The 13,829-nt window shown below is 61.4% G+C and carries 3 protein-coding genes; all 3 read right to left on the bottom strand.

From position 1 onward, the window contains the following. Positions 1–9,904 (bottom strand): non-ribosomal peptide synthetase (locus HU750_RS26690; protein WP_186683345.1); only part of this gene is annotated, 9,904 nt, incomplete at its 3' end. Between the two features lie 22 nt (positions 9,905–9,926). After that, a complete protein-coding gene (locus HU750_RS26685) occupies positions 9,927–13,280 on the bottom strand; it encodes a non-ribosomal peptide synthetase (RefSeq protein WP_186683343.1) in 3,354 nt (1,117 codons plus the stop codon). A 144-nt stretch (positions 13,281–13,424) separates the two neighbouring features. Continuing rightward, positions 13,425–13,829: phosphopantetheine-binding protein (locus HU750_RS26680; RefSeq protein WP_238348955.1), on the bottom strand; the 405-nt coding region annotated here is incomplete at its 5' end.

Below are 13,829 nucleotides of genomic sequence, written 5' to 3'. Positions count from 1 at the left end.
CGCGGTTAGCCCGGGCGAAGGCTTCGATGCGGGCGGTCTGCTCGGCATCGAGGGCCAGGCGATGATCACCGTAGCCGCTGCCGGCATCGCCTGCGCAACCGGCAATGGCCTGGGCCAGGCGCGTCGGCTCGTCGAGCGCGGCCAACTGGGCTTGCCAGAAGGCTTGGGCAACTGCCGTATCCTGACGTTGCAGCCAGGCGATGTAATCCCGATAGTGCGTGGCCTGGAACCCGGTCGTCGGGCCAGCATAACGCTGCAGGACTTCGCCCAGCAGGCGCGACGTGCTCCAGCCATCCATCAAAATATGGTGGTTGGTATAGATCAGGTGGTAACGGTCATCGTCGATACGGACCAGCACCAGGCGCAGTAGCGCCGGCTCATCAAGCGCAAAACCACGCTGACGCTCGTCTTCGGCCAATGCTTGCAGCGCCGCTTCGAGCGCTGGTGCTCCACGCCAGTCGTGCTCGCTGAACGGCAGCGTCACCTGCTTTCGGACCACCTGCATCGCCTGGTCCAGGTCCCCTTCCCAGACAAACCCGGTGCGCAGAATGTCGTGCGCATCCAACGCCGCCTGCCAGGCCTGCTTGAAGCGCAGTACATCCAGCCCCTCGACATCGACGCGCAACTGGTTGATGTAGTTGCCGGCCTGTTGGTCGTAGAGCGTGTGGAACAGCATGCCCTGCTGCATCGGCGACAATGGATAGACATCGGCGATCGAAGCCGCCGCCACGGGCAGGTGGTCCAGCTGTACCTGGCTCAAACGTGCCAGCGGGAAGTCCGACGGGGTGAACCCGCGATGCCCGGGTACGCAGCAATGGGCAATCAACGCCTTGAGCTCTTCAGCGTACTCGTCGGCCAGGCGTTGCACCGTCGACGCATCGAACAACGCACTGCTGAAGGTCCAGCCAAGTTTGAGCTCACCGGCATACACCTGACCGTTGATTGCCAGCAGATTGCTCAGTGGCGCGGCTTGGTCATGGGTATCACCGCTGTACTCTTTAGCGGGAACGAACAGGCCTGCCTCATCGCCGAAGCTGCCGTCGAACTGGCCCAAGTAGTTGAAGACAATCTCACCCTGTGGCAACTGCGCCAGTGCCTGACGCTGTTCGTCACTCCCCAGGAAGCGCAGCACACCATAACCCATGCCTTTTTCAGGCACCGCGCGCAGTTGCTCTTTGATCGCTTTGACCGAATCAGCCATGCCAGCGCTCGGGGTCAATTTCACCGGATAAACACTGGTGAACCATCCAACGGTGCGGGTCAGATCGAGGTCATCGAACACATCCTCCCGTCCATGCCCTTCCAAACGAACTACTACGTCCGGCTGCCCTATCCAGCGGCTAAGCACCCGCGCCAGCGCGGTCAGCAACAAGTCGTTGATCTGCGTGCGATAGGCCGCTGGCGCATCCTGCAAGAGCTGACGGGTGCAGGTTTTATCCAAGCGGGTCGTCACCGAGGCGGCATGCCTGACCAGGTTTTCGCCACCCGGATGGTCCACAGGCAACGACGCGCCTCGTGCCGTTTGCAGGCTACCTTGCCAATAGCTGACCTCATGCGCCAGCTCGACGCTGCTGGCATAGGCCTGCAAGCGTTGGGCCCAGGCCTGGAACGAACTGGTCTTGGCCGGCAAGCTCGGCGCTTGGCCGGAGCCCAACGAGGCATAGGCCTGTTGCAAGTCTTCCAGCAATACCCGCCATGAAACACCGTCCACGACCAGGTGGTGGATCACCAGCAGCAACCGCTGGCTACCATCAGGCAGCAACGCGAGCACCGCACGCATTAACGGCCCTTGTTCCAGGTCGAGGCTGCGTTGCGCCTCGTCGACAAGCCCGCGCAGCGCTTCGTCGTCGCGCAGCGTACGGGTCCACAACAACGTTGACGGCGCTGCTGTGCCGAAGCTGGCCGACCAATTGCCACCTGACGGTGCGAACTGCAAACGCAGCGCATCGTGATGCGCAAGCAACGCGTGCAACGCCGCATTCAGTCGATCCGCTTCCAGTGCGGTATTCGGCGTGAGCAGCAACGACTGGTTCCAGTGATGGCGCTCGGGGATATCCGCATCGAAGAAGCGACGCTGGATCGGGGTCAGCTGCATGTCGCCCACGACCAGGCCTTGGTCGATGCTCAAGCCTGCCGACAACCGGGCAACCGATGCCAGCCCCTGTACCGTCTGGTGCTCGAACAACTCCTTGGGCGTGAATTGAATGCCGGCCTGACGTGCCCGGCTGACCACTTGCAAGGAAATGATCGAGTCGCCGCCCAACTCGAAGAAGTTGTCGGCCAGCCCCACCTTGTCCAGTTTCAATACGTCCGCCCAGATCACTGCAATCGTACGCTGCAGGTCCGTTTGCGGTTCGAGGTAGGCCTGCTGTAACAGGCTGGCATCCGCGTGTGGCAGGGCTTTGCGGTCCAGCTTGCCATTCGGCGACAGCGGCAGCTGATCCAGGAACAGCAAGTGTGCAGGCACCATGTATTCAGGCAGTGCGGCCTTGAGTTCGACCCGCAGGGCATCACGCAGCGTCGACTGAGTATCAGAGCCGCCTTGCATCACCGATGGCTCGGTCGGCACCACATAACCCACCAACTGGTGTCCCTGCGGCCCTGGCTGAGCCAATACCACGGCTTGACGCACACCTGGTAACGCCTGCAGGCGCGCTTCGATTTCACCGAGTTCGATACGGAAACCGCGAATTTTCACCTGATGGTCAATACGCCCGACGTACTCGACGACCCCATCGATGCGGTAGCGCGCCAGGTCACCGGTGCGGTACAGGCGCTCACCCTCCGGGGCTCCAAACGGATCGGGGATGAACCGTTCTGCCGAGAGCTGGGCCTTGCGGTGATAACCGCGTGCCAGGGCTTTACCACCGATGTACAGCTCTCCACAGACGCCAACCGGCACCGGATTGAGGCCCGAGTCGAGGATATGGATCCGCGTATCAGGCAGCGCCTTGCCGATCTCGACGTCGCCCTGCCGAACGCTCAAACGCTCACTGTGAGTCGCATTGATCGTCGCCTCGACCGGGCCGTAACGGTTGTAGATTGCCACGTGCGGCAAGCACTCCAGGGCCCTGTTGAGCAGGTCATGGGTGATGGCCTCGCCACCAGAGAACAAACGCTTCAGGCTATGGCAGTGGGCAACGTGCTCCGCGTCGAGGAAACTTTTGAGCATGGACGGAATGAAGTGCAGCGTCGTGACGCCGTGGGCACGAATCAGGTCGATCAGAAGCGCCGGGTCACGCTGATCACCCTGCCGTGCCAGCAGCACCTTGGCACCACAGGTCAATGGCCAGAGCAGCTCCCACACGGACACGTCAAAGCTGAACGATGTTTTTTGCAGGACCACATCGTGCTCGTTGAGGCCATAGGCGTTCTGCATCCAGAGCAGGCGACCACAGAGTGCTTGCTGATCAACGCCTGCACCTTTCGGTTTGCCGGTCGAGCCAGAGGTGTAAATGACGTAGGCCAGGTTCTGCGCGACGCTGGTTTGCGTCAGGTTCTCGCCTGGGTAACCTGCAAATTCATCGTGTCGGTCGACGACAACGCAGTGCATCCGTGCTGGCACCGGTACGTGCGCAACCGATGATGCCTGCGTCAGCACCAGCTGAACATCACTGTCCTCGAGCATGTAGGCCAAGCGGTCCTGGGGGTAGTCCGGGTCCAGCGGCACATAGGCGCCGCCCGCCTTGAGCACAGCCAGCAACCCCACCACCATCTCCAGGCTGCGCGCCATGGCGATACCGACCAGCACATCAGGGCCTACACCCAGCTCACGCAACCGGCCTGCCAGTTGGTTAGCCCTGAGGTTCAGCTCGGCATAGCTCAACGACTGCCCCTCGAAAAGCACTGCCACGGCATCAGGCGTCTGTGCTACCTGCGCTTCGATCAACTGGCTGACACTCCGCTCATCGGTGCTGACGGCGGCTTGGCAGTTCCAGTCCGAGACCATCAGGCGAGCTGCTTGCGGATCCAGCAGAGGCAGGTCGCCCAGTGCCGTGGTGGCATTGTCGACGAGCGCCTCGAGCAGATTGGCGAAGTGGCTGGCGACCCCTTGGATCGCTTGCGTACTCCACAGCGTTCGATCATGGGTGTAGCGGACGGACAGCACATTGCCGAGCCCGATTGCCACGCTGAGGGGGTAGTTGGTCTGCTCCCGGTTTGCCACCTCCCCAAACTGCAAGCCGGCCGGCGCGCCTTGCTGGAGGGCTTCGGATACCGGATAGCTCTCGAACACCAAGAGGTTGTCGAACAGTGCCTCACCGCCCAGGCCAGCCCAGCGCTGCACCTCGTACAACGGCGTGTGCTCGAACTCACGCAGGGCAAGGTTGCTCGCTTGCACCTGGTTGATCCACTCAGCCACCGTCTGCTCCACGCGAGGGGAACCGATCACAGGCAAGGTGTTGATGAACAAGCCGATCTGTTCCTCCACACCGGGCAGGTCAGCCGGTCGCCCTGCTATCGTAGCGCCGAAGCACACGGTCGATTGCCCCGTATAGCGGTGCAGAAGCAGCATCCACGCAGATTGCATCAGCGTATTGACCGTGACGCGGTTAGCTCGGGCGAACGCTTCGACACGTGCGGTCTGCTCGCGGTCGAAAACCTGGTGGAAGGCTGCGTGACCCGAAGCCTGCTCACCCGGCGCCATGCGTATGGCATGCACCAGACGCGTCGGTTGTTCCAGCGCCGTCAATTGCTCCTTCCAGAAGGTTTCAGCGGCAACCGCATCCTGGCGCTGCAACCACGCGATGTATTCGCGGTAATGCGCGCTCTGGGTCGGCAGTGCCTGACCGGCATAGCGCTGCAGCACTTCCCCCAACAGACGCGACGTACTCCAGCCATCCATCAGGATGTGATGATGCGTGCAGATCAGATGATGACGTTGCTCACCGGTACGCACCAACACCAGACGCAACAAGGGGGCTGCATCCAGCACGAAGCCGCGTTGTCGCTCACGCTCGGCCAACGCGTCCAACGCTTGATCTGCCGTTGGCTGATTGCGCCAATCCTGTTCAGTGAACGGCAGCTCGACGTGCTTGCGTACGATCTGCACCGCGTGGTCCAGGTCTCCCTGCCAGACGAAACCGGTTCGCAAAATATCGTACGCCCCCAGCGCGCCCTGCCAGGCATGCTTGAAGCGCTCCACGTCCAACCCGTCCACGTCTACACGGAGCTGGTTGATGTAGTTGCCGGCCGACTGCTCGTACAGCGTATGGAACAACATGCCCTGCTGCATGGGTGCCAGCGGGTAGATATCGGCGATCTCGGCGGCGGGTACCGGCAGGCTGTCCAGTTCGGCCTGGCTCAAGCGGGCCAGCGGGAAATCCGAAGGCGTGACCCCGCGATTGGCCGCCTGGCAGCAATGGGTGATCAGCGCCTTCAGTTCCTGGGCATACTCATCAGCCAAGCGCTGAATGGTCGACGCGTCGAACAGTTCCCGGCTGAAGGTCCACCCCATTTTCAGCTCGCCCGCATAAACCTGCCCGTTCAGTGCCAACAGGCTGCCCAAGGGTGCCTCTTCGCTTTGATTGGCCCCGCCATCCTCCTTGGCTGGCGTGAAGACGCTGTCTTGCTCCTGGAAACTGCCGTCGAATTGCCCCAGGTAGTTGAAGACAATTTCACCCTGCGGCAGGCTCTCCAGCACCTGCCGGCTGTCATCGCTGCCAAGATAGCGCAGCAGCCCGTATCCAATACCCTTGTTGGGGACTGCCCGCAGTTGCTCCTTGATGACCTTGATCGAGCTGTCGAGTTGCGCCTGAGCGGTCAAGGTCACCGGATAGATGCTGGTGAACCAACCCACGGTGCGCGTCAGGTCCAGGTCGTCGAACACGTCCTCACGGCCATGCCCTTCCAGGCGCACCAGTACGTTAGTCCGCCCGGTCCAACGGGCCACCACACGCGCCAGCGCTGCGAGCAGCAGGTCATTGATCTGGGTGCGGTAGGCCATGGGCGCTTCATGCAAAAGCTTGCGCGTCCACTGTGCATCCAGATGGGTGCTTGCGTAGGCGGCGTGCCTGACCTGGTTACCGCCTTGCAGATGATCACGGGGCAAATCGTCGTCAGCATGCTGCAACTGTGCGTGCCAGTAGCTCAGCTCCTGAGCCAGATCGGCGCTTTTGCCGTACGCCTGCAGCCGTTCGGCCCAAGCCTTGTAGGCGCTGGTCTTGGCAGGCAATTCGACAGGCTGGCCGGCCGAGACTGACAGATAGGCCTGCTGCAGATCCTCAAGCAGTACGCGCCATGACACACCGTCAACGACCAGGTGATGGACCACCAACAGCAGCCGTTGGTCACCATCAGGCAACGTGCCCAGCAATACCCGCATCAAGGGGCCACCGAGCGTGAAACTGCGCTGCGCATCACTGGCCGCGCGCAAAAGCGCGTCCATGTCGCTGAACGAGCGATGCCACAGCACGTCCTGGGTATCGACATCGTTGAACGTGCCTTGCCAACGTCCGCCTGCCTGATCAAAACCCAGGCGCAGCGCGTCGTGGTGCTGCAGCACGTGTTGCAGTGCGGCACTCAGATGCTGCGGGTCGATGCTTACGCTGGGTGCCAGCAGTACCGACTGGTTCCAGTGCTCAGGCTGGGGCATCGCCTGATCGAAGAACCAGTGCTGAACAGGTGTCAGCGGCGAGGTGCCGGTGACTGCGCCTTGGTCGATGACAACGTTATCGGCACACCGCGCAACCGATGCCAAGCCTTGTACGGTCTGGAATTGGAACAATTGCTTGGGCGTGAACTGGATGCCTGCCTGGCGCGCACGGCTGACCACCTGCAAGGAAATGATCGAGTCGCCACCCAACTCGAAGAAGTTATCGGTCAGCCCGACCTTTTCCAGTTTCAGCACACCCGCCCAGACCGCAGCAATACTGCGTTCCAGTTCGGTACGAGGCTCAAGGTACTGGGCTTGGAACACGCTGATATCGGGCTGCGGAAGCGCCTTGCGATCCAGCTTGCCATTGGGCGTCAGCGGCAACGCTTTGAGGAACACAAGCTGCGCCGGGACCATGTACTCCGGCAGGCTTTGCTTGAGCTGGCCACGCAACGCATCACGCAGCGCTGACTGCTGCTCGAGTGTGTGCATCACGGCATCATCGGCCGGTACCACATAGCCCACCAATTGCTTGCCACTTGGGCCATCCTGAGCCAACAGGACCGCTTCGCGGACGGCCTCCTGGGCCTGCAGCCGCGCCTCGATCTCACCCAGTTCGATACGGAAGCCACGAATCTTCACCTGGTGATCGATGCGACCGGCATACTCGATCAACCCGTCTTCCTGGTAGCGGGCGAGGTCGCCGGTACGGTACATCCTGCCGCCGCCCTGCTCATCGAACGGGTCGGGAATGAAGCGTTCGGCTGTCAGGCCTGGGCGGCCGAGATAACCCCGTGCCAACCCCGCACCGGCCATGTACAGCTCGCCGTTAACACCTACCGGTACCGGCATTACCGCTTCACTCAGCAGATAAACCGCACTGTTGGCGATCGGCCGGCCAATGTTGGCTTTGCCATTGGCGCAACGCAGGGTAAAGGTGGAGTAGGTCGTGTCCTCGGAAGGGCCGTACAGGTCATAAACCTGTTGCACATGCCCGGTCGCGTACAAATCGTCGACCAGCGACTGCTTCAGCGCTTCCCCGGCAAGGTTGATGGTGCGAACGGTTGCCGGCAGGGCATCGGTCTCAAGCAGCATCTTGATTGCCGAAGGTACGGTGTTGACGAGGCGTACGCGGTCTTTGGCCGCCAGGTGTGGCAGCTCCAGCGCGTTGGCAGCAAGCACCGCGTAGCCTCCGGCCGACAGCGTGACGAACAGCTCCCACACCGACAGGTCGAAACAGATCGAGGTCGAGGCCAGCACACCGCACAGGTCCTCTTGGCTGTAAACCGTCAGTGCCCAACCAATCAGCGCCGTTACGTTGCGGTGCTCGATCAGAACACCCTTGGGTTTGCCTGTGGACCCAGAGGTATAGATGCTGTAGGCCAAATTGCCCGGTTCGGTCAGGCAGACCGGATCGGTTACCGGGTATGCCTGCAACGACAACTGATCCAGCAACAAGGTCCTGGCATGGAACTCCTCAGGCATGCGCGCAAGCAGGTGCGACTGGGACAACAGCAAGACCGACTGGCTGTCCTCAAGCATGTACTCGATACGGTCCTGCGGGTATTCAGGATCGAGCGGCACATAGGCGCCACCCGCCTTGAGTATCGCCAGTAGGCCAACCACCATTTCAGGGCTGCGCTCCATAGCGATGCCCACCAGCACATCCGGGCCTACCCCCTGCTCACGAAGCCTGTGCGCCAACTGGTTGGCCCGTTCGTTCAGCGTTGCATAACTCAACACCTGTTCGCCAAACAACAAGGCCGGGGCGTCGGGTGACACACGCACCTGAGCTTCGAACAATTGGTGCATAGCTTTATCGGCAGGGTAATCCGCTTGCGTGCTGTTCCAGTCGCTGATGACGCGTTGCTGCTCTTGCGGGCTCAGCATCGACAAGCCCGCAACAGGCTGGTGCGGCTGCCCTGCGATGCTGACGAGCAAGTTGAGCCAGTGCCCTGCCATGCGCTTAATGGTGGCCGCGTCGAACAGATCGGTCGCATACGTCAACGCCGCGCTGATACCCGCTTCGTGCTCGAACGTGTCCAGTGCCAGGTCGAACTTGGCCACATGGCTCTCAGCCGCCAACTCCTCCATCAGCAGGCCAGGCAGGTTGCGCCCTTCGCTTTTTTTGGTCTCGGTCTGGTGGTTGTACATCACCTGGAACAACGGGCTGTGGCTGAGGCTGCGCTCCGGCTGCAAAGCTTCGACCAGTTGTTCGAAAGGCAAATCCTGATGCGCCTGCGCGCCCAAAGCACGCTGCCTGACTTGCTCCAGCAGCTCGGTAAAGGTGATGCTCAGGTCGAACTCGGCACGCAGCACCTGGGTATTGACGAAGAAGCCCGCCAGGCGCTCCGTCTCGGCACGGTTGCGGTTTGCGATCGGAACGCCCACGCGGATATCCGCCTGCCCTGAGTAGCGGTGCAGCAGCGTTTGAAAGCTGGCGAGCAGCAGCATGAACGGTGTCACGCCCTGCTGCTGCGCCAATTGCTTGAGCGAACCGACCAGTTCCCCGTCCAAAGGGATTTCCAACCGTGCGCCCTGTTGGCTGTGGACCGCCGGGCGAGGACGATCAGTCGGCAACTCCAGCACCGGTTGCTCATCACCCAACTGTGCTTTCCAGTAGGTAAGTTGCCGGTCCTGTTCACCTGCCTGCATCCAGGCCCGCTGCCAAATGGCGTAGTCGGCGTACTGGATCGGCAACGCCGGCAACTGCACGTCGCGGCCTTGGCTGAACCCTTCATAAAGCTTGACCAGGTCTTGCACCATCACCGGCAAGGACCACCCGTCAGCCACGATGTGGTGCAACGTCAGTGTGAGCACGTGCTCTTGCGCCCCCAACTGCAACAGCCTGGCCCGCATCAGTGGCCCATGTTCCAGGTCGAAGGGCAGCTGGGCCTCAGCTTCAAGGCAGGCTCGAACAGAAGTCGCGGAGGCCTCGACAGGCTCCACGACCAGCGCGAACGGCATGTGCGGATGAAGGACCTGTACCGCCTGTTCACCCTCCAGCCGGAAGGTGGTACGCAGCGTTTCGTGGCGGGCGATCAACGACTCGAAACTGCGCTGCAAAGCGCTGATGTCCAGTGCACCGGTGAACTTCAAGGCAGCAGGAATGTTATAGGCAGAACTTTGCGGCTCCAGCTGCCAAAGGAACCATTGCCTTTGCTGAGCAAAGGAAAGCGGTATCGGGTCGACACCGCCACGGCTCTGCGGAATCGGTAACTGCGCAAGGCTCATGCCCTTCGATGCGAGCTTTTCAAGAAAGAGCTTGCGCTGCGGCAGGGGCAGGCCAATGAAGCGTTTTACCAGTTCCAAGTTTCTGTTGTCCGTTTGCATCTCAAACTGCCTCAAGCTCGCTCATGAAGTCCTGGAGGTCATCCAGGTCTGCATCGGTATTGGAATTCAAGCCACTGATCATGGCTGCGTATGCCTGCAGGTTTTGGGCCTGGAACAGCAAGGCGAGCGGCAAGTTGATGCCCAGCTCAACCTGCAGGCGAGCCATCACCTGGGTCGCCAGCAAGGAGTGGCCACCCAGTTCAAAGAAGTTGTCGTAAAGGCCCACCTTGTCCAGCTTCAGCACATCGGCCCAGACCACTGCGATCCGTTGCTCCAATGCACTTTGTGGCGCCGTGAACTGGCCCTGCAGCAGGCTGGCGTCCGGTTGCGGCAGCGCCTTGCGGTCCAGCTTGCCGTTGCCGGTCAGCGGCAAGCTGGCGAGGAACAGCACCTGAGTCGGCACCATGTATTCCGGCAGGCTTGCCTTGAGCGCTTCGCGCAGGGAAGCCCGCAGCACAACCTGGCCTTCGAGGCTGTCCAGGACCGCGCTGTCGACAGGTACCACATACCCCACCAACTGTTTGCCATGCTGGCCATCCTGGGCAACCACCACCCCCTGGCGCACTGCGCCCTGCTCCTGAAGGCGTGCTTCGATCTCACCCAACTCGATACGGAAACCACGAATCTTCACCTGGTGATCGATGCGCCCCAGGTACTCGATCACGCCATCACCGCCATAGCGGGCCAAGTCTCCCGAGCGGTACAGGCGGCCACCGTGGCTATCGAATGGGTTCGGTACGAAACGCTCTGCAGTCAACGCCGGGCGACCGTGATAGCCACGTGCCAGGCCCTCCTGGCCAATCATCAGCTCACCCTGGCTACCGGGCACGATCGTGTTCAAGGCGCCGTCCAGCAGGTACCAGCTCAGGTCAGGAATCACCTCGCCAATCGGGCTGCTGCCAACCTGTTTGAGGTCATCCCGGCGGATTGGCCGATAGGTCACATGCACCGTGGTCTCGGTGATGCCATACATGTTGATCAGGCGCGGCTGGTGGTCACCGAAAACGTCGAACCAGGGCTTGAGGCTGCTCACATCCAACGCCTCACCGCCAAACACCACATGCCGCAGTGCCAGCAGGTTGCCAGCCTGCGCTGCGTTGCAGGCCAGCGGGATCAGTTGCTGAAACGCCGAGGGCGTCTGGTTCAGGACTGTGACCTGCTCGCTGACCAACAACGCATGGAAATCCTGCGGTGAACGCGCCACATCCCTCGGCACAATGACCGCCTTGCCGCCATACAGCAGCGCGCCGTACAGCTCCCACACGGAAAAGTCGAACGCGTAGGAGTGGAACACCGTCCATACGTCGCTGGCATCGAACCGGAACCAGTCCTGGGTCGCCGCGAACAAGCGCACCACGTTTTGGTGCGCCAGCAGCGCACCCTTGGGTTTGCCCGTGGAACCCGAGGTGTAGATCACATACGCCAGGTTCTGCGGTGATACCACGTGATCAAGGTTTGCCTCGCTGTAGTCGGCCAGCGCCCTATCGTCCAGGTTCACGGTCTGCATGCCTGGCGTAATCGGCAAGGCATCGCGCACGTGGCTTTGGGTCACCAACAAGCCGATGCCACTGTCCTCGAACAGGTAGGCAAGGCGATCCTGGGGGTATTCCGGGTCCAGCGGCACATAAGCGCCGCCCGCCTTGAGGATGCCGAGCAGGCCGACGACCATGTCCAGGCTGCGCTCCACGGCAAGCCCCACCAGTACGTCGGGCCCGACACCCAGTTCGCACAGTTTGTGCGCCAAGCGGTTGGCGCGGCGGTTCAATTCGCCGTAGCTCAGTGTCTGGCCGGCAAAACTCAAGGCGGGTGAATCCGGCGACAACGCGACCTGGGCTTCGATCAACTGATGAAGCGTGTGCTCGCTGGGGAATTTCGCCGGGTTGCGGTTCCAGTCCTGAATGATTCGGGCCTGCTCTTGTTCTGCCAGCAGAGGCAGATCGACAACGCGCTGCTGTGGTTCGTGAACAATCCCCTGCAGCAGGTTCAGCCAGTGCCGGGCCATGTGTTCGATAGTCTTAGCCTCGAACAGGTCAGTGGCATAGGTCAGCGCAGCACTGATGCCTTGCTCATGCTCGAAGGTGTCCAGGGTCAGGTCGAACTTGGCCGTGTGGCTGTCCCAGGCCAATTCTTCCATCTCCAGCCCCTGCAGACGGCGGCGCTCGCCCTTGGCCTGGGTCTGGTGGTTGTACATCACCTGGAACAAAGGGCTGTGACTGAGGTTGCGCTCGGTCTGCAGGGCCTCTACCAGTTGCTCGAACGGCAGGTCCTGGTGCGCCTGAGCACCCAGCACACGTTGCTTGACCTGTTGCAGCAGCGCAGTAAAGGTCATCTGCAGGTCGAATTCTGCGCGCAGCACTTGAGTGTTGACGAAGAAGCCGATCAGCCGCTCGGTCTCGACCCGATTACGGTTGGCGACGGGCACACCGACACGGATATCGCACTGCCCGCTGTAGCGGTGCAGCAATGCCTGGAAGCTGGCCAACAACACCATGAAGGGCGTGGCGCCCTGTTGCTGGGCCAACTGCTTCAGCGCGCCAGCCAGCGTGCTGTCGATCGCCACAGTAACGCGGGCGCCGTGGTAGCTGCTGGTCGTGGGCCGCGGCCGGTCGGTGGGCAGCGCCAGCACGGGCTGTTCGTCACCCAGTTGTTCGGTCCAGTAGGCGAGCTGTCGCGCCTGCTCGCCGGCCTCCATCCAGTTTCGCTGCCAGATGGCGTAGTCGGCATACTGCACCGGCAGCACAGGCAGGTCCACCGCCTGCCCTTGGCTGTAGCCTTGGTAGAGCTGCACCAGTTCATTGATCATCAGCGGCATCGACCAGCCGTCAGATACGATGTGGTGCAGGGTCAGCACCAGTACCTGCTCGCCCGGCATCAGCCCCAGTAACTTCACCCGCAACAGCGGGCCCGTTTGCAGGTCGAAGGGCAGATGGGCTTCGCGCTCGACGTGACGACGCACGCTGGCGTCATCGGCCTGCTCCAGCTGTTCGAACATCAATTCGAAGGGGGTGTGCGCATGGACCACTTGTATGGCCTGCTCGCCTTCCAGGCGGAAGGTGGTGCGCAATGTCTCGTGACGGGCGATCAACGCCTCGAAGCTGCGCTGCAGGGCAGCAGTGTCCAACTGCCCTTTGAAGCGCAAGACGGACGAGAGGTTGTACGCGGTACTCACCTCCCCCAGTTGTGACAGTATCCACAGCCGCTGCTGGGCATAGGACAGCAGTACCGGCTCTTCTGGATCCCTCGGGAAGATCGGCGTGACCCCATACAGGTTGACGCCTTGTTTCTTGAGCAAGGCTGCCAACGCCTTACGTTTTTGGGTGGACAACGATACGACCGTATCGAGCAGCTCTTGCACAGGGAATCTCCTAAGAAATCAGCTCTTCAATTTCCTCCGTAGGTAGACGATTGAGCACTGGCAAGGATTTAGATGGAAATTCGCGCCGCTTACCGTGTGGGCGCCGGTTGGCCGGCCCCACACGGTCCCTGCTAAGTCAAAAAGCTAGGAAACCAGCTCATCGAGCTCTTCCGTGCTCAAGCTGTCGAGCAACGCCAGGGACTTGGCCAACTGGTCCTGGGTAGCGTCGATGACGGGCGCCTTGGCTTCAAGCTGGCGGCTGAAGTCAGCCAGGACAGGGAACTCGAAGAGCTCTTTCAGCTCGGCAGAAACACCGGCTTGCTCCTGAATGCGCACGATCACCGAAGTCGCCAACAGGGAATGGCCACCCAGCGCGAAGAAGTTGTCAGTGAGGCCGACCTTCTCCAGCTTCAGTACATCGGCCCAGATAGCCGCGACCTGCTGCTCCATTTCGGTCTGGGGTTCGATGTATTCGCCTTGCAGCAAACTGGCATCCGGTTGCGGCAGGGCCTTGCGGTCCAGCTTGCCGTTCGGTGTTACCGGCAGCGT

The organism is Pseudomonas sp. SWRI50 (assembly GCF_014269095.1).
Classification (GTDB): domain Bacteria; phylum Pseudomonadota; class Gammaproteobacteria; order Pseudomonadales; family Pseudomonadaceae; genus Aquipseudomonas; species Aquipseudomonas kermanshahensis.
The sequence above is the reverse complement of the archived record's forward strand: the minus strand, read 5'-3'. Positions and strand labels throughout refer to the sequence as shown.